This is a genomic window from Pseudomonas sp. GW821-FHT11D10 (assembly GCF_058808435.1).
This window is the reverse complement of record NZ_JBXARR010000001.1, coordinates 1,032,755-1,051,428: the sequence shown is the minus strand read 5'-3', so window position 1 is coordinate 1,051,428 and position 18,674 is coordinate 1,032,755. Positions and strand designations below refer to the sequence as shown.

At 58.7% G+C, this 18,674-nt stretch carries 15 protein-coding genes; all 15 read left to right on the top strand.

The window, feature by feature from the left end; all coding sequences use genetic code 11:
- Window positions 1-659 precede the first annotated feature (659 nt).
- The 15 genes from rfaH (at window position 660) to AC1RT4_RS04860 (ending at window position 18,568) form a co-directional block, all read left to right on the top strand.
- Complete coding sequence (gene rfaH / locus AC1RT4_RS04930) at window positions 660-1,196, top strand: transcription/translation regulatory transformer protein RfaH (RefSeq protein WP_007951327.1); 537 nt, start codon at window positions 660-662, stop codon at window positions 1,194-1,196.
- A 38-nt stretch (window positions 1,197-1,234) separates the two neighbouring features.
- Entirely contained in the window at window positions 1,235-2,395 is a 1,161-nt protein-coding gene (locus AC1RT4_RS04925) for an outer membrane beta-barrel protein (RefSeq protein WP_007951325.1), read from the top strand.
- Between the two features lie 12 nt (window positions 2,396-2,407).
- Window positions 2,408-2,941, top strand: coding sequence for a polysaccharide biosynthesis/export family protein (locus AC1RT4_RS04920; RefSeq protein ID WP_493083949.1), 534 nt, complete (start codon window positions 2,408-2,410; stop codon window positions 2,939-2,941).
- Between the two features lie 2 nt (window positions 2,942-2,943).
- Window positions 2,944-5,256: a GumC family protein gene (locus AC1RT4_RS04915; RefSeq protein WP_493083947.1), complete on the top strand. Its 2,313-nt coding sequence runs from the start codon at window positions 2,944-2,946 to the stop codon at window positions 5,254-5,256.
- Window positions 5,257-5,404: 148 nt separating this feature from the next.
- Window positions 5,405-6,796 (top strand): undecaprenyl-phosphate glucose phosphotransferase, encoded by a 1,392-nt coding sequence (locus AC1RT4_RS04910; RefSeq protein WP_493083945.1) that lies wholly within the window; start codon window positions 5,405-5,407, stop codon window positions 6,794-6,796.
- Window positions 6,797-6,866: 70 nt separating this feature from the next.
- Complete coding sequence (locus tag AC1RT4_RS04905; protein ID WP_493083943.1) at window positions 6,867-8,207, top strand: UDP-glucose dehydrogenase family protein; 1,341 nt, start codon at window positions 6,867-6,869, stop codon at window positions 8,205-8,207.
- A 13-nt stretch (window positions 8,208-8,220) separates the two neighbouring features.
- Entirely contained in the window at window positions 8,221-8,925 is a 705-nt protein-coding gene (locus AC1RT4_RS04900; protein WP_493083941.1) for a WecB/TagA/CpsF family glycosyltransferase, read from the top strand.
- 2 nt (window positions 8,926-8,927) lie between these two features.
- Complete coding sequence (locus tag AC1RT4_RS04895) at window positions 8,928-10,007, top strand: glycosyltransferase (RefSeq protein ID WP_493083939.1); 1,080 nt, start codon at window positions 8,928-8,930, stop codon at window positions 10,005-10,007.
- Window positions 10,004-11,116: a glycosyltransferase gene (locus AC1RT4_RS04890; protein ID WP_493083937.1), complete on the top strand. Its 1,113-nt coding sequence runs from the start codon at window positions 10,004-10,006 to the stop codon at window positions 11,114-11,116. The genes AC1RT4_RS04895 and AC1RT4_RS04890 overlap by 4 nt, the downstream gene beginning before the upstream one ends.
- Entirely contained in the window at window positions 11,113-12,426 is a 1,314-nt protein-coding gene (locus AC1RT4_RS04885; RefSeq protein ID WP_493083935.1) for an O-antigen ligase family protein, read from the top strand. Before AC1RT4_RS04890 ends, AC1RT4_RS04885 begins: the two co-directional genes overlap by 4 nt.
- A 16-nt stretch (window positions 12,427-12,442) precedes the next feature.
- Window positions 12,443-13,396: a glycosyltransferase family 2 protein gene (locus AC1RT4_RS04880; protein ID WP_493083933.1), complete on the top strand. Its 954-nt coding sequence runs from the start codon at window positions 12,443-12,445 to the stop codon at window positions 13,394-13,396.
- Window positions 13,397-13,409: 13 nt separating this feature from the next.
- Window positions 13,410-14,828, top strand: a complete 1,419-nt coding sequence (locus AC1RT4_RS04875; RefSeq protein ID WP_493083931.1) for an oligosaccharide flippase family protein — start codon at window positions 13,410-13,412, stop codon at window positions 14,826-14,828.
- A gap of 30 nt (window positions 14,829-14,858) precedes the next feature.
- Window positions 14,859-15,914: a UDP-glucose 4-epimerase GalE gene (gene galE, locus AC1RT4_RS04870; protein WP_493083929.1), complete on the top strand. Its 1,056-nt coding sequence runs from the start codon at window positions 14,859-14,861 to the stop codon at window positions 15,912-15,914.
- Complete coding sequence (locus AC1RT4_RS04865) at window positions 15,914-17,392, top strand: family 16 glycosylhydrolase (protein ID WP_493083927.1); 1,479 nt, start codon at window positions 15,914-15,916, stop codon at window positions 17,390-17,392. Before galE ends, AC1RT4_RS04865 begins: the two co-directional genes overlap by 1 nt.
- A 126-nt stretch (window positions 17,393-17,518) precedes the next feature.
- Window positions 17,519-18,568: an acyltransferase family protein gene (locus AC1RT4_RS04860; protein WP_493083925.1), complete on the top strand. Its 1,050-nt coding sequence runs from the start codon at window positions 17,519-17,521 to the stop codon at window positions 18,566-18,568.
- Window positions 18,569-18,674 lie beyond the last annotated feature (106 nt).

Genomic DNA, 18,674 nt, shown 5'->3' with positions numbered 1-18,674 from the left:
GTTTGACCGTGGGATACCCGATGAAGTCGCAGCACCTGTAACGAGAACGGACATAATCCCTCGCTCCACTTGAGCCGTCAGGCAATTAGTTATCGCGCTGAACGACTTATTGATGGCGGGGGTTTATAACAACACCCAATATCGGGGAAAGTTTTTGATCTGAAGGAGAGACGCGACCTTTATAAGGGAAAAAAGTTTTTACCTATCAGACAAAAGGAAAACCTATTAAAAAACAGTAGCCTGAGTGATGGCAAAATCATTACTGGATGGATGGCGTGTTTTTTGACTGGTAACGTTTGACAGACCGCAAAGACTGGCCGATAACTACCAAGGTCACTTTTTACAGGGCGCGAGCAATCATTTACTCGCGCCCTGTCGCTTAAGAGACAACTACTTAGTTACCTATCATTAAGGCTGCATTGAACAGACCGTGCGGTAGCTTTGCCTTCTAAAAAGTTTAGCCGGCCACTCGTCCAGATACGCCGCACAACAGCGCACAACTTCGCCGTTCAATGCACGCCAATGAAACACATTGTGCTTCAAGATTGAAACACCACATCGCCCAATAATAAAAACATCATTTCACTACCTGCCCTTACTTAGCCCTCTTTAGAGCTTCTGCCTGCCATAAACTTTCGATCATCAAAGAGTTTACAAGCATGCCAGTCATCAGCTCGGACCAACCTAATTGGTACCTTTTACAATGCAAGCCACGTCAGGATGAGCGTGCCCACCTCAACCTGCTTCAACAGAACTACGTGGTCTTTCACCCTCAACTCGTCAGTGAGCGCGTCATTCGCGGGAAACGACAGCGAGTCCAGGAATCCCTCTTCCCCGGATACTTGTTCATCCAACTCAGTCGTGACGACAACTGGGCACCCTTGCGCTCTACTCGTGGGGTCAGTCGTTTCGTCGAATTCAACCATGGTCCCGCAACAGTGGCAGAGCACGTCATCGAACACCTGCGTGCACGTTGCCTTGAATCAACGTTGTCGGAACCGGATGAAGCGCTGAAACCCGGAGAGAACCTGCAGATCGTCAGCGGCCCGCTCGCGCCACTGGAAGGCGTGTTCCTGGGGTTGCACGGTACCGACCGCGTGATGATCCTCCTGCAGTTTCTTAACCGTGAGCAGCCTGTCTGTTTGCCACTCAGCGTGATTGAACGTCAACAAGCCGGTTTTCACACCTATAACTAACGACTTTGCCTTACATGCCTTTGCTCAGGAGCTCTAACATGGCTTTAAAGTCACGATGCCCTGTCGCACTGATGATGGCCTGTCTCTATCCGGAAATGGCCTGGAGCATTAATCCGCAAGCCATTGATGTTTACGGATTCGACTTCACGCCATCCTTCCTGTTTTCAGAAAGTTATGACGATAACTTTCGCGAGTTGGAAAACAGTAAGCAGTCCTCCATGGTGACCAAGTTGGCGCCCTCTTTCGAGCTCAAGGCCGAGGATCGCAACAGCGCCACCCGGCTCATCTGGCAACCCACTCGCTACATTTATCACGATGAGTCGGATGCCTCGAACACCGCACAACGCGTGCGTGCGGACAGCATCATGGAGTTCACCGACCGGCATCGTCTGAAACTAGACGCCGAGTATCGGAAATGGGAGCGCACTGAATCGACGGCGGTCGAAGGCATCAACGACAAACTCAACAACAAACGCGTGGGTGGTCTCTACACCTTCGGTGCGAAAAGCGCTGACAATCAGATCGATCTCGGGGCCAGTTACGCCCAACTTCGCTACGACAATGCCGATGGCATCAATGACGACAAGGAACGCAATACCACGGCCCTCACTAGCACCTGGTATCACCGCATCGGCAGTAACACCCGGGGCCTGGTGGAATATAACCACACCGACTTTGATTACCAGCAGGCCAACAGCCCGCGCAGCAGCAAATCCGATGCCGTCATGGCCGGTGCCGTATGGGATTTCACGGCACGCACGACGGGCAAGGTTCGCATTGGTTATGAGAAAAAGAACTTCGACAACAGCGAATCCAAAGACCTCGATAACCCGACCTGGCAAGTGGATTTGCAATGGAAACCGCGAACCTATTCGACATTCACCTTCGTCGCTCGCCAGGCCCTCGCCGAGGGTGACGATGGCGCTGATGCCGTGAAGTCGACATTCACCCAGGTGGGTTGGCGTCACGGCTGGACCGAACGGATCACCACGGTGGCACAGGCCGGTTACGGCCGCTATGTCTACGAAGGCCAAAGCCGTACCGACAATCTTCAGGACTACAACCTGGCCGTGGTGTACGCCATGCGCCGTTGGCTGGATATCGAACTGGGTTATCGATATCGCGACAACGATTCCGATGCCGACAACGAAAGCTTCACCCGCAACGTGTTCCAGATCAGCTTCAACGTCAGCCTTTAAGAGGGTTTCGACATGAACGCTCGCATGTTTTTCCTTTTGTTCGCGTTGTTTTTCTTACCTCATGTCAATGCGGAAGATCCCGGTACGCAATACAAACTGGCTGCCGGTGACGTGTTGCGAATCATCGTTTTCGGTGAGCCGGAGCTGAGCATGAAAAAGATCCGGCTCAGTGACGCCGGCACCTTTTCCTATCCGTTTCTGGGCGAGATTTCCGCCAAGGGACTGACGCCCGGCCAGGTCGAAAAAATCATCGTCGACGGGCTCAAGCAGGGTTATCTGATCGACCCGAAAGTCAGTCTCAGCCAGATTGAATACCGCTCGTTCTACATCAATGGCGAAGTGAAAAAGCCCGGCAGTTATCCATTCGTGCCCGGGCTGACACTGGAGAAAGCCATCGCGCTGGGTGGTGGCCTGACCGAGCGGGCCTCGATGAAACGAGTGACCATCTTGCGCGGCGATGGTGGCGCCACCGTTATCGATAACGTGACGCGAAGCACCACCATCGCCCCCGGCGACACCATTTCCATTGCACAAGGCTTTTTCTGATCATGGACAACAGCCCTAGCAACTACGTCGAACGTCCCCTTCAAGCACATCTGCATCAGCAGCATGGCGAAGACAAGGACACCCTTGATCTGCTCAATCTGTGGAGGGTCATCTGGCGCGCCAAATGGAGCATCGGGTGGCTGGTTCTGCTGAGCTGCTTGCTGGCGGCCGTGGTGGTTTCCAGCATCACGCCGCAATACATCGGCAGCACCACCCTGCTGTTCAACGACAAGACACCTCCGCTGATGTCCTTCCAGCAAGTCAAGGAATCAGGCACCAACGGCACCGATTACTTGCAGACCCAGCAGGCACTCCTGCAATCGCGGGACCTTGCCGAACGCGCTGTAAAAAAACTCGGCCTGACGACCCACCCGGTCACCGATCCGCGCCAGCAGCCCAAGCCCTGGTTTGCTCCGCGCCAGTGGCTGGCCAATCTGGACCTGGATCAATGGATCCCGGGATTGGGTCGATTTTTACCGCCGAAGAAAGAGGAGCTCACTGAAGCAGACGTTTTCAATCAGGTCACGCAGAACCTCATGCTGCACACCAGCGTCAAGTTCGTTGGCAAAAGCCAGTTGCTCGAAATCGAAGTCGAGCTGCCAGACCCTGCTCTGGCTGCGGCGGCGGCCAATGCGCTGGCTCAGGGCTTCACCGACAGTCAGCTCGATACCAGCGAGAAATCGTCGCAAACCACCACGGCCTGGATGAACACACGTCTGATCAAGCTGCGCGACAACTTGCGTGTTGCCGAAAAAAAGCTTCAGGGTTATCGCGAAGAACAAGGTCTGGTTGACGTCGGCGGCGTTGCCACCATCAGCGCCAACGAACTGGAAATGACCGGCAATCGCATGGTCGACGCCCGTCGCAACCGCGCTGAAGCCGAGAGTGAGTACCGGCAGGCGAAGGCGCTGGGCAACGGAGATTTGAGCCGGCTCTCCAGCGTGCCTGCGGTCTTGAGCAACCCCTTGGTGCAGAAATTCCAGGCTGACAGGGCTGTTGCCCAGGCCAAGGTTGATGAGCTGGCGGGCCGCTATGGTCCCAAACACCCGAGCCTGCTTTCTGCGCAGACGGAGTTACGCACCGCCACCACCAGCCTGCAATTGCAAGTACAGCAAGTGGTGGCCGGTATCGAACGGCAATACCAGCTCGCCACAGCAAGTGAAGCGTCGCTGCGTCAATCCTTCAATACCAACAAGGCGCAAATCCAGGACATCGCGCGCAAAGAGTTCCAGTTGCGCGAATTCCAGAGAGAAGTCGACAGCACGCGCGCGCTCTATGAAACCTTCGTCACTCGGCTGAAAGAAGCCACGGCCACCGCCGACATGGACTCGACGAAAGTGCGCATCGTCGACCCGGCCATCGTACCTGTCGACGCGAGCAAACCCCGCAAGACACTGATTGTCGGGATTGTCGGGTTGATCGCTGCGGTCATCGGCGTCGGGCTGGCACTGCTCTTCGACAGTCTGAGCAACACCTTCAAAACCGACGAATCGGTCGAGAGTCTGTTGAATGTTCCTCTGCTCAGCGTCGTGCCGTTGGTGATGAAGAAAAGTCGCCGGCAATTGGCACGCCTTTTCGAGGACAACGACAACCCGCGCTTTTCCGAGACCATTCGCAACCTGCGTACCTGGCTGATGCTGCAAAGCAGCGAAAAGCCCTCACAGGTGGTGCTCGTGACCTCGACGGTTGCCGGCGAGGGTAAAAGCACCATCGCCACCAATCTGGCCAGTTCGCTGACACCGCTGGAACGCGTGTTGCTGATCGATGCCGACATGCGTCAGCCAACCCTGTCGCTGAACTTCGATTTCCCACCGGACAGCCCCGGACTGGCGAATGTCATCGCCGGCACGGCCAGGCTTGAAGACTGCATTGTTTCAGTGGGCAATCTGGACATGCTGCCGGCCGGGAAGGTCTTGCCGCCTTCTCTGGATATGTTCACCGCGCCGCGCCTGCCGTCCCCAGGCGATCCGCTCAATCCCGTTCAGCCACCGCCACAGGACTTGCTCAGCTCGCCCCGCATGGCGCGCATGCTCGAGGCGCTCAGATCACGCTATCGCCACATCATTATCGACTCCCCCCCGGCAGAGATGATCAGTGACGCGCTGTTGCTGGCCAGACATTCCGATGCGGTGATCTATGTCGTCAAGGCTGACAGCACCTCGATCAGCCAGGTTCAGCGAGGGATTGCCATGTTGCAACAAAGCCATGTGCCGGTCTTTGGCACGGTGCTCAACCAGGTCGACCTGCGCAAGGCGCGCAAGTACGGCTACCACCATTCCCGGGCGTTCTATAACTACGATTTCGCGCCCAGGTAACCATCGGGCGCATACGCCCGCCGCTACACCCTCTTCTGCCAACGCACCACTCGCTTCACCTCCGCCGAGCTACGGAAAAGCCATCGGGAGGCACGTTGTGCCTGCTCGATTCGCGCTGATGCATGAATGCTGCCTTGAGGTTAAGCCCATGACTTCGCTCTATACCGCTCACATGACACACCGCCGAGGCCTGACGTTCTGGGGCCAGTGGCTGTGCGCGCTGTCGCTGGTGACGGCGCTGTTGATGCTGCTCGTGCATTGGCGCGTCGGCAGTCTGACCAGTGAATACCGCATCCTGATCATTCTGACGGTGCTCGGCTCGGTGCCGATCTACAGCGTGATGCAGGTCTACCACAAGCGCCATGGCTTGCTGGTCGGGTTGGGCAGATTGCTGGCCGGTTGGTTGATCCTGCTGGCCGTACTGGCGGCGATTGCCTTCATTACCCAGACCAGCGCGATTTACTCACGCCAGGTGATCATCGTGTGGGCGGTGCTGGGTTTCGTGGTCCAGACCGCGAGTTTTCTGCCTCTGCATTACCTGGCTCGATTGCACTCGCGCAAGGTCTGCAACGGGCGCCGCTCGGTGATCATCGGCACCTGCCCGACGGCCCATGAACTGGCGAAAAAACTGTCCCGACCGAACCGCGCGCTGGTGCTGGGTTTCATCGCCGCCGAGGACAGCTGCGGCCCTGCACCCAGCATTCTGCCGTTGCTCGGCCACGTTTCCGCCATCCGCGAGATCATCACGGGCCTGGAAGTGCGCCGCGTCTATATCGTGCTGCCGATGGCCCATGCAGCGACCATCGAAGCGCTCTACATCGACCTGCTGGACATGAACGTCGACGTGGTGTGGATTCCGGATTTCGGCAGCATGGTGTTGCTCAACCATTCGATCTCGGAAATCGAGCGAATGCCGGCCATCTACCTCAACGAGAGCCTGATCAGCTCGCATCCAGCCAGCCTTTTTTGCAAGGATCTGTTTGAACGCAGCCTCGCCGGCCTGGCCATTGCTCTGCTCAGCCCCTTGCTGCTGGTGGTGGCCGTTGCCGTCAAGCTGACCTCCGCAGGCCCGGTGTTGTTCAAGCAGAACCGTCATGGTTGCAACGGTGAAGTGATCAAGGTCTGGAAGTTTCGCTCCATGCACGTTCACGACGACCACGAGGTTCGCCAGGCCACCCGCAACGATGACCGCCTCACGCCGATCGGCGGTTTCCTGCGCCGCAGTTCCATCGACGAATTGCCACAGCTGTTCAATGTCCTGTCCGGCCGGATGGCCCTGGTCGGCCCGCGTCCGCATGCCGTCACCCACAACATTTATTACACCGGCAAGGTGCGCGCCTACATGGCCCGGCATCGTCTCAAGCCGGGGATCACCGGGCTGGCCCAGATCACCGGCCATCGTGGCGAAACCGAGACCGTGGAAAAAATGCAGCTGCGCGTCGCCCAGGACCTCAACTACATCAACCAGTGGTCGCTGTGGCTCGACATCAAAATCCTTATCAAGACCCCCTTCACGCTGTTCTCGAAAAACATCTACTGAGCCCCTTTCCCGCGTCTGCCACTCCCCTGCCCGACCGTTGATAACCGTCACGACGACCTGAGGTTCGACCATGAATGTGAGCGTATTCGGTATTGGTTACGTAGGCCTTGTCCAGGGTGCTGCATTGGCCGAAGTCGGGCACAACGTGCTCTGCGTCGACGTCGACGTCGGCAGGGTCGAGGCGCTGAAAGAAGGCACGCTGCCGATCTACGAGCCCGGCCTGAAAAGCCTGGTGCGCGACAATTATCAAAGCGGCCGGCTGCGGTTCGGCACAGATCTGGCGGACGCCGTTCACCATGGTGATGTGCTGTTGATCGCCGTCGGCACGCCGCCCGACGAAGACGGTTCGGCAGACCTCAAATACGTGTTGAGCGTGGCGCGGACCATCGCGTTGAACCTGGATCGGCACCAGATCATCGTCGACAAATCCACCGTGCCCGTCGGTACCGGCGATCGGGTGCGCGCATGCATCGAACAGGTGCTGGCCGACAACGGTCGCAGCGACCTGACCTTCGATGTGGTTTCCAACCCGGAATTTCTCAAGGAAGGCTGCGCGGTCGAAGACTGCATGCGCCCGGACCGGATCATCATCGGCACCGACAGCCCGCGGGCCGAAGAGGTCATGCGCGAACTGTATGAACCGTTCAATCGCAGCCGCGAAAAGATCATCGTCATGGACGTTCGCAGCGCTGAACTGACCAAGTACGCCGCCAATTGCATGCTGGCAACCAAGATCAGCTTCATGAACGAAATGGCCTGCCTCGCCGAAAAGCTCGGCGCCGACATCGAAAAGGTGCGCCATGGCATCGGCGCCGACCCGCGCATCGGTTACCAGTTTATCTACCCCGGTCTCGGCTACGGCGGCTCGTGTTTTCCCAAAGACGTGAAGGCGCTGATTCAGGCGGCCAACGGTGTCGACATTGACGCCCGGGTGCTGAAGGCCGTGGAGGCGCGCAATCAGGAGCAGAAAGCCAGCCTGTTCCGCAAAGTGTTCGATCACTACGACGGTCACCTGCGCGGCAAGACGTTTGCCCTGTGGGGGTTGAGTTTCAAACCCAACACCGACGACATGCGCGAAGCCCCCAGCCGCGTGCTGATGGAGGCGTTGTGGCAAGCCGGCGCCAGCGTGCAGGCGTTCGATCCCAAAGCCATGGAAGAGGCTCAGCGCCTGTACGGCTCGCGCGATGACCTGACCCTGACAGGCACCAAGGAAGCGGCGCTGAAAAATGCCGACGCCCTGATCATCGTCACCGAGTGGCAATCGTTCCGTGCTCCGGACTTCGACCGGCTCAGCCAGTTGCTCAAACAGCCGTTGATTTTCGACGGACGCAATCTGTTCGATCCGCAGCGATTGAGCAAACGTGGTTTCACCTACGTCTCCGTGGGTCGGCAGACCCCTTCAGTCCTCTGAAAGGAGCCGCGCCATGTTCAAACTGGAAATAGTCGGGCATTACTCGGCGAAATTACTGGAGGCCAACCAGGCCTATTCCTTTATCAACTTTGCCTCGATCGGCAGCTTTTTCGAGCAGAACCCGAGCACCGTTGCCTATTTTTGCGACGGCATGCTGATGTCTACATTCATGTCTCGCGTCACCGGCAGAACGATTGGCCGCGTCAGCTTCGACTTCACCTCGATAGCCGACGTCGTGCTGCGCAGCGCCGAACAACTGGGCAAACGCGTCTATTTCGTCGGCGCCCGGCAAGCTGAACTCGACCTGTTCATCGTCAAGATCAAGACCCTCTATCCGCAATTGAGCATCGCTGGCTATCACAACGGCTATTTCGACGCCGCCCAGGCCGAAGGTATTCGGGCTGACATCTGTCGCAGCGCAGCGGACATTCTGATCGTCGGACTGGGCGCCGGACTGCAAGAGCAGTTCGAGCAGGATGCCCTGCGCGCAGGCTTTCGCGGGGTTGCCTTCACCTGCGGCGGGTTCATCCGGCAAGAAGCGCTGGCGACGCAGCAGTACTACCCGGCGCTGATCAATCGTCTGCACCTGCGCGCGTTCTATCGCATGTACCGCGAGCCCCACACGATCAAGCGCTACCTCATCGATTACCCCACCAACTTCCTGCACCTGCTGAACATGATCGTTCGACACAAAGTCGCCATCAGCGTCGGGGAATGACCATGCACATCCTGTTTATCCTCAAGGATTTCAAATTGGGCGGTGGCGTCGAGCGCGTTCAGCAACGGTTGTCCGAACAGTTTCTCAAGGACGGCCGGCGCGTGAGTTTTTTCGTCATGAACGCGGACATGCCCGACACCCCGGATATTCAATGCTTCAGCGGTGGCGGCAGCGGCATCGCCGGCCTGTTCAAGTCCATCGTACTGTTGCGCCGGCTCATCCAGCGTGAAGGTGTCACCCACCTCATTTCCGCCAAGGAACAGGCGAACCTCTGCACGTGGTTCGCCACCCTGGGCAGTGCCTGCAAAGTCATCTACAGCCGTCACGCGACACTCGATTGCAGCGAACAGAAAACCGGCCCCTCAAGCCTGCGCCTGCTCTACACCTTGTACCTGTGTGGCAGCGGCAAGGTGGTGACGGTTTCATCGGCCCTGCGCCAGACCCTCACCGACTTGGTGCCGTGGGGTCGACAGCGCATCCGTTATTGCCCCAATGCCGTCGTCACCGATCAACTGTTTCAGGCTGCCCGGGCACCGCAACCCGCCGGTTTCCCCCGCAACTACTGGTTGGGCCTGGGGCGTCTGGTGGAGCCCAAAGGATTTCACCTGCTGCTGGACGCCTACGCTTTGGCGCTGCGCAGCGCTGCGTTGCCGGATCTGGTGATCGTCGGCGATGGCCCGTTGCGCGAAGCACTGGTCACTCAGGCCAATCAATTGGGTATCGCGCAACGGGTGCATTTCAGCGGCTTCCTCAGCAATCCCTATCCCGTGCTCAGACACGCCCGGCTGTTCATTTTGAGCTCCCTGCAAGAAGGCATGCCGACCGTGCTGATCGAGGCGTTGGCGCTGGGCACGCCGGTGCTGGCGTGCGATTGCGAAACCGGGCCAAGAGAACTGCTGGACCACGGCCGGCTTGGCCAGCTGGTTATCGTGAACGATGTACAGGCGCTGGCCGACGGCATGCTGCGCAACCTGACCCCGTGCAATGACATTGCCTGCAGCGACAAGACGCTCACTGACACCCTGCGTCCATACACCAGCCAGCACGCGGCGCAGGCGTATTACCAGGTCTGGAATCAATGAAAAAATTACTGATCATCCTCCATGACCTCAGCGCCGGCGGCGCTGAAAAAATGATGGCGCGCCTGGCCAAAGCGCTGGTGGATGCGGGCAATGATGTGACGTTGCTGATGCTCACCGGCGGCGGCATTCACGCAGCGCAGCTCGATCCGCGGGTGAAAAAGGTTGAATTGCACAGCCCGCGCAGCGTCCGTGCGGTGCCGGCTCTTACGCGATTTCTGCGTGCCAATCGCTTTGACGCTCAACTGGCGGCCCTCACCCACGTCAACGTGGTGGCGATCGTCGCGGCGGCCCTGTCCGGTACGCTGGCTCGGCTGCACGTCAGCGAGCGCAATGCCTTTTCCCATGACCGGCACGTGAACCCCGATTTCATGGTGCGGACCGCTTATCGGGTGGCGCCGCTGCTGTACCGGCTGATTCCCAACCCGGTGATCTGTGTTTCGCGCGGTGTCGCCCAGGATCTGGTCGATACCACCATCGCCCGGCGGCAGGACGTGACCATTGCCGACAATCCGGTGCTCGACAACGACTTTCGCGAGAAGACGCCGGGACTGCCCCGCCACCACTGGCTGCTGGAAAAGTCCGGCACGGTGATTGTCGCCGTGGGGCGCCTGGCGCCGCAAAAAGGTTTCGACACGCTGATCACAGCGTTCGCGGCACTGCCTGATCGCCGTGCCCGACTGATCATATTTGGCGAAGGTGCCCTCAGGGCCGCACTGCTGGAACAGGCGAAACAGCTGGGGGTGGCGGAGCGCTTCGATCTGCCGGGTTATGCCAATGATCCCCTGGCAGAAGTGGCCGCTGCCGATTGCTTCGTACTCTCGTCGCGTTTCGAGGGCAGTCCCAACGCGCTGGTCGAGGCGTTATCCACCGGCACGCCGGTGGTGGCGACCCGCTGCCCCCATGGTCCGCAAGACATCCTCGTCGGTGGTCTGGTGGCGCCGCTGGTCGCTGTCGATGATCCGATCGCCCTGGCGCAGGCCATCGCCGAGCAACTGTCCATACCGCGCGATCTGCAGCGTCAGTCACGCCTTGATGCGGCCGCACGATTCATGAGTGCCAGCGCGGTGCAGACCTACCTCAAAGCGCTGATCGGGAGCCCGTCATCATGAGCACACTGACGATCAGGTATTCGACGTTACGCGACGGTTTCACCTTGTTCGGCATCCTGTTTTACATTCAGGTGATCACTTTTGTGCTCGGTCTGGGCAGTGCCGCGAGCTTTGGCGATATCAATAAAGACCTCGAAGGCAACGTCGCCAATCAGGTCTGCGGTCTCATCACGCTGCTGGTGCCGCTGTTCTTTTTTATCCGCAACAAGGTATTCCTCAGCAAGACCTTTTATCGCAGCAACTTCTTCCTGCTGGTGTTCCTGCTCTGTGTCATCGCATCGATCGGCTGGTCCCACGACCCGATGCTCAGTCTCAAGCGGTTCATCGCCCTGCTCGGCGTGGTGTTTTTTGCCGGTTTCCTTGCCTATAACTACTCCCTTGAAAAAATCACCTTCATGCTCGGCTGCGCCATCGGTATAGCGGCGCTGATCGGGTTGTTGCTCGCCGTGGTCATGCCCGAAGTGGCGTTCCTCTCCGGGGGCATTCGCGATGGCGCATTCAAAGGCGTTTTCGCCGAAAAGAATGCCGGCGCCCGGCTCAACGCGATCGCCATCATGCTGTTGCTGCCGATGATCCGGCAGCGCAATCGCTGGGCGCTCTTCTGTTCGTTCTTTTCGCTGGTCGCGATCCTGCTTGCCCAGTCAGCCACCGGCGTGGCGCTGATCATTTCCGGCACGATCAGCTACTGGTACTTCCTCACAATGATCCGCCTGGGCATCAATCGCTCGCAGCTGATGTTCCTCGGATGCACCCTCCTTTACCTGCTGGTTTGCCTGTTTCTGTACAGCAACTTTGCGGTACTGCTGGAAATGGCCGGGCGTGACCCGTCACTGACCGATCGCACCCTGATCTGGGAACTGCTCGCGCCTTTCATCGACAGCCAGTTTCTCAAGGGCTATGGCTTCGGCGCCTTCTGGGCAAGCCCCGATGCCGATGCGTTCATCACCCGCTGGGGTTATATCGGCAACGCCCACAGTGGCTACATGGAGACCCTGCTCAACGGCGGTCTCATCCAGCTGACGGCGCTGGCGCTGATGTTCGGTGAAGCACTGTTCAAGCAATACCGTGCCGTGACGGCGAATCAGGCAGCGCGGTTTCGCGCCAGTGCGCTGGTCATCATTGGCCTGTTCGCCGTCACCAACTATGTGGCGTATGTGATTCCCAACTACCGCTCCGCCGAGTTTCTGGTGTTCTGCACACTGGCCCTGACCTTCCGGCACCACCACGCGACCTTCCCCGAATCCTCACCGGCAGCGCTGCGTCAGCGTTCGCCGGGCCGCGCACTACCGCGCGATTCCGCCAGCGCGTAACCCAAGGAGAATCACCGTGCCAAACCAAGCTCCCCGTTCAGCAGATTCAGTGTGCGTCGTCATTCCGATGTACAACGGCGCCGACAGCATCGAGCAGACACTGGCATCCCTGGCCGGACAAACCCGACTGCCCGATCACGTGATCGTCATCGACGACGGTTCCACCGATGATGGACCACAACGGGTCAGAGATTTCGTCGCGCCGTTTCGCCTGACCCTGTTGCAGCAAGCCAACGAAGGCCAGGCCAGCGCCCGAAATCATGGGATGCGCCACTCTGAAGAGACGTTTGTGGCGATGCTCGATGCCGATGATCAATGGCATCCGCGAAAGCTGGAATTACAGCTGGCACTGTATGACGAGCTCACGCGTCAGGGCCGACCGGTGGGGCTGATCGACTGCTACGCGCAAGTCAATTACAGCAACGGCAGGCGCCAGCTGGATGACCGGCTCAAGCACGGCAGGCATTTCTACGATTTCATCCACGCCAACGTCGTCAATGGCGTCTCCACCGCGCTGGTCAAACGTGACGTGATCATGCAACTCGGCGGCTTCGATGCCAGCCTGCGTTATTCCGAAGACCGCTTCATGTGGACCCGGATCGCCGAGCACTGGGAGATCCACACGGTGCCGGAGGTGCTGCTGGAGCGCACGGTCAATGGCGGCAACATGACCGCGAATCCGAAAAAGTACTACCAGAACAAAATCCGCTTCATCGAGGTGTACCTCGCCCGCTACGGCGCACAGCTGACCCGGCAGCAGCGGATCGATTTCGAGCTGGGCAACCACACCGATTTTCTCGAAGCGTTTTCCCGACGTGGCGAGCATGACCAGGTCCTCGGCGTGTACCGGCGAATGCTGGAGTGTTCCTGGCAAGCCCTGATCTTCGCCAATGGCAAACCGACCTTGCGCTACCTGTATGCCCGCGCCAGAACCTTGCGCAAGGCAACGGCGTCAACCACGGCCCATTGAACCGGTATCCGCCATGGCCAACCACCGTCTGATGACATTGACCTGGATCTTCACCGAGAAATTCGGCCTGATCCTGCTGTCGATGATTACCTTCGTCGCCTACGCCAGGCTGCTGTCGCCTGCCGAGCTGGGTGTGGGCACGGTGATCATTGCCATCGTCGAATTGATCGGTCTGGTGTATTCGTCGGTGCTCGAAGATCCGCTGGTACGGCTTGAACGGCTGGAAGACAAACACATCAGCACAGCCTACTGGGCGGCGGTGCTCGTCAGTCTGGTGAGCATCGGCGTCATCTCGGGCGCAGTCATGCTGTACACCCCGGATCCGGTGCTGCAATGGATGACGGCGGTAGCCTCGCTGAAGATCCTGTTCACCATGATGGCGCGGGTCTATGTGGCGCAGATGCGCCGCAGCAGCAACTTCAGGATGCTGGCGTCGCGCACGTTGCTGGGCAAAGTGGCGGGTGGCGTTGGCGGCATTGCCGTTGCGCTTTGGGGACTGGGTGCCTGGGCGGTCATTGCCCAGGCGCTGATCATGGAACTGGTGTCGATCATTGTGTTGATGCGTGCAGACCCGCGGCGCATCCCGTTCCACATCGACGGTCCGATCCTGCGCGAGTTGTTGAGGTCAGGCGCACCGGTGGCCATCAACGCGCTGAGCTCGCAAACCCTGCAGCGCGGGGTCAACGTGGTTCTGGGCATCACCGCCGGCGCGAACGCGGTCGGCATGTTCAACATGGCGATGCGCATCATCGAACTGCCACGCACCGCGATCTACAACGGCCTGCTGAGCTATGCGCTGCCGGCGTTCTCCCGACGCAGCGCAGAGCCCAGGCGACTGATCGGGATCATCGGCGATTCAACCGCTGTCAGCGGTTTTCTGCTGACGCCGCTGTTCATCGGCATCGCACTCACGGCAAACGATCTGATCCTGTTGATCTTCGGCGCCAAGTGGGCCGAAGCCATTCCTCTGCTGCAAGTGCTGGCCTGCACCGCAGCCATCGGCAACACCGCCATGTACGCCACCACCGCACTGGTGGCGGTCAACCGCAGCCACCTCACGATCAAGGCGGAAGTGCTGACCACCGCGCTGGCCCTGGCGCTGGTCTACACCCTCGGCGACCTGTATGGCGGCATGGCCGCAGCCGCTGCTCTGCTTGCGCGAATGCTGGTCATCACTCCGCTGCAGATCCGTGGCCTCAACACCGCGATCGGTTACAGCTGGCGCGGCTTTTTCGAAGCCAGTTACCGCAGCGTGATCGCTTCACTGGTCATGGCGGCAACCGTGCTGGTCGTGCTACCGCAGCTGGGTCTTCAGGGCTACCTGCACCTGATCGGCAGCATCGTGATCGGCGCGCTGAGTTATGCCGTGGGCTACAGCGTCATGCACCCGCACTGGCCACAGGAATTCAAATCGGTTTTCACCTCCCGCTGAGTTCAGTCCCCGAGACAGGAAGACCTCATCATGCGCAAAACCACGTTGATTACTGGCGGGGCCGGCTACATCGGCTCGCATACGGCTCTGGCCCTCATTAACGCCGGCCACAAGGTGCTGGTGCTCGACAACCTGTGCAACAGCTGTCGAGAGTGCATCCGGCGCCTTGAACAACTGACCCTGACCCGCGTCGACTTCATCAAGGGCGATATTCGCGATCCGGTGCTGCTCGACGATATCTTCAGCCGGTACGACATTGAGGCCGTGGTGCATTTTGCCAGTCTCAAATCCGTCGAGGAAAGCGTGCGCAAGCCGCTGGACTACTACGCCAACAATGTCGCCGGCACGCTCGACCTGTGCCAGGCGATGGCTCGCAACAACGTCTTCCAACTGGTGTTCAGCTCTTCGGCCACGGTGTATGGGGAGCCGACACATACACCGATTGCCGAAGATGTCGGCACCGGCAAACCGGTCAACCCCTATGGCCGCACCAAGCTCATGATCGAAGAGCTGCTGACGGATCTGTGCGACTCCGATCCGCGCTGGAGCATTGGACTGTTGCGCTACTTCAACCCGATCGGCGCCCACGAAAGCGGAATGATCGGCGAAGACCCGAGGGGCCGTCCCAACAACCTGTTGCCGTGCCTGACGCAGGTTGCCATAGGCCGGATCCCCGAACTCACGGTGTACGGCAGCGACTATCCCACCGTAGACGGAACCTGCGTTCGTGATTACATCCACGTGGTAGACCTGGCCATCGGTCACCTCAAGGCACTGCAAGTGCTGCAGCACAACAACGGCATTCGCTTCTGGAACCTCGGCACAGGCGTTGGCTACAGCGTGCTGCAGATCATTCACAGTTTCGAAGACATCACCGGCGTCAGCATTCCCTACCGCTTCGCGCCTCGACGTCTCGGTGACATCGCCAAATGCTGGGCCGATCCGGGCAAGGCAGGACGCGAACTGGGCTGGAGCGCGCAGCGCGGCCTGGAACAAATGATCACCGATGCCTGGCGCTGGCAGTCGTGCAATCCGCAGGGGTATCAATCTCCATTCAAGATTCCGGCACCCGTTGCGGTGAAGTGATGCCGATGTTCAAGGAATGTCTGCTGGCCGCGCTGTTTTCGGTTTCGCTGGCAAGCAACGCCGCGCAGGCGCCTCCTGCTGTGCCGAGCACCGGCCTCGTGTTGTGGCTGGACGCCGCCGACGCGTCGACGATGAGCCTGGATGCGCAGAACCGTCTCCAGCGCTGGAGCGACAAATCAGGCAAGGCCAACGATGCGACAGTCGATGGCGCTTCTTCGCCGCCACAACGGATGGAGAACAGCCTCAATGGCCAGGCGGTGGTGCGTTTGAGCGGTAACTCGGGATTACTGGGCCGGGCACTGCGCACGGCCAAAGGGTCTGCGACCGTACTGATCGTGTCCCGTCGGTTGCCTGAGCAGGCCGGCGTCGATCCTTGGCAACGGTTGTTCAGTTCGCGGCCGCAAGCCGCCAGCAACGATAACGTGCTGCCGAATTTCGCTGTCAGCCTGCCGCAAACCGGTGCCTATGAACCGACGGTTTCTGTCCTTGAACTGCAGGACGTGCCACTGGGACCGTATGGCGTGGGGCGCAATGCCGTCGGCAATGCCGAAAACTTTCGCGGCGACATCGCCGAAGTCCTGGTGTATGACCGCCCGCTTGCCTCGCTCGCGGAGCGCCAGCGCGTATTTCGATACCTGGCAGACAAGTGGACCGTGGCCATACCGGTTCAGGCCGATACCTGGACACGTGTCGGTCCCCTGGACGCTCTGCCGTCCCACATCCATACCGATCTGCCGTTGTCCGACCAGGCCAATGCCGGCCGCTGGTTGCTCAACACGACTCTGTCCGACGAGTTCGATGGCACCACCCTCGATCGCACGCGCTGGCACGTCAACAATGCTATCGGCAACGAGTCGCTGGGACGCAAGCCGGCGTTGTTCACCGAGCGCAATGCCAGCGTCAGCAACGGCCATCTGAAGATTGTCTTTCGCAAGGAAACCTTGCCACCGAAGTACGTCCAGCTCGGTTTCAAGGATTACACCTCGGCGATGGTTCGTACCCTTGAACGTGGTTTTTACGGCTATTACGAAGCACGCGCCAAACCCATGAACTCTGCGGGTTCCAGCGCATTCTGGCTGGCGTGGACGGGCATGGCTGACAACGCCACCGAAATCGACATCTTTGAAATCGGCGGCAAGACCAAAGACGCGGTCTCAGACCGCGCCTACAACATGAACGCCCACCTTTGGGCCACGCCGCAGAGCACCGAACACATCGCCAACGGCAGCACCTGGACCAGCCCCTGGCGACTGGCCAGTGACTTTCATGTCTACGGCTTCGACTGGCAACCCGACACCCTGCGCTGGTACGTCGATGGCGTGCTGGTCAGGGAGTCGAAGAACCACCACTTCTTCTTTCCCATGCAGATCGTCTTTGACAGTGAGGCCATGTGGAAATGGTTCGGCGTGGTCGACGATGCTGACCTGCCCTCCACGTTCGAAGTCGATTACATCCGCATGTGGCTACGCAGCCCTTGACCGTCACACGAAGCCTGGGGAGCCGATGAGGCCCCCTCTGCTGTCATAGCTTTCGCCTTGAGTCGAATTTCACTCGACACAGTCGTCAGTTCTCGATTCGCGCTAACAAGTCCGGAGCGCATGTACATGAACAACCGACGGCTGACAGAACTGGATCTGCTGCGCTTTCTTGCGGCGTTCTCCGTGGTGATTTTTCACTATGCGTTTCGCGGGTATGCGAGGGGCGATATGTCTGTAATGCCCTACCCACTATTGGCTGAAGTTGCCAAATACGGATATCTGGGGGTCGAGCTGTTTTTCATGATCAGCGGATTCGTGATCCTGATGACGGCTTCGAGCAACAACCTCAAAGTGTTCTTCATTTCCCGCGTCATCCGCCTCTGCCCGGCTTTCTGGGTGTGCTGCACGATCACTTTCATCGTCACGCTGGCCATTGGGCAGCCAAGATTTTCGGCTGACCTTTATCAGTACGTGATCAACCTGACATTCCTGGGTGACGTGCTCGGTGTGCCGCCCATAGACGGGGTCTACTGGTCACTTTTCGTCGAAATAAAGTTCTACCTGATGATCGCCGTTCTGTTGGCGTTCAAGAAGATAGAGAAAATAGAAACGTTCCTTGTACTCTGGCTGCTGGTCTCAGCCACAGCGGAAGTCTTTGCTTTCGAAAAGCTGCGCTCGGTATTGATCACCGACTACGCGGCCTATTTCATTGCCGGCGCTACGTTCTACATCATCTGGGACAAGGGTTTTACCAAAGCTCGTATTTCCCTGTTGGCGGCTGCACAGGCATTGGCCAGCTACAACGCGATCACCTGGGCCGAGTCGATCGAGGTGAAATATTCGACCGAATACGATTCCTTGATCATCTGCGGTGTCATTGCCCTGTTTTTCATGACATTTCTTTTTATCTCGACGCATAAAACGTCAGCCATCGGAAGGTTCGACTGGACTGCATTGGGAGCCCTGACTTACCCGCTTTACCTGCTGCATCAAATGATCGGCTTCATGATCTTCAATATGGCTTATCCGGCCATCAATTCACATCTGCTGCTGTGGGGCACCATCGCTTTGATGATAGGTGCCTCCCACGTCATCCATGAAAAAATAGAAACCCCGATGGCCAGACTGATGAAAAGATCCCTTTCATCCTCCTTCAATCGTCTCAGAGTCGATTAGTCGGCAGCGCAACAGGCTTGGCAATATCGGCAGGTGAAAAAGACGGGAGAGGTTTCGGTAAATACCGAAACCTCTCCCGTCTTTTTTTGTTTGTGGCGCAGAGTGC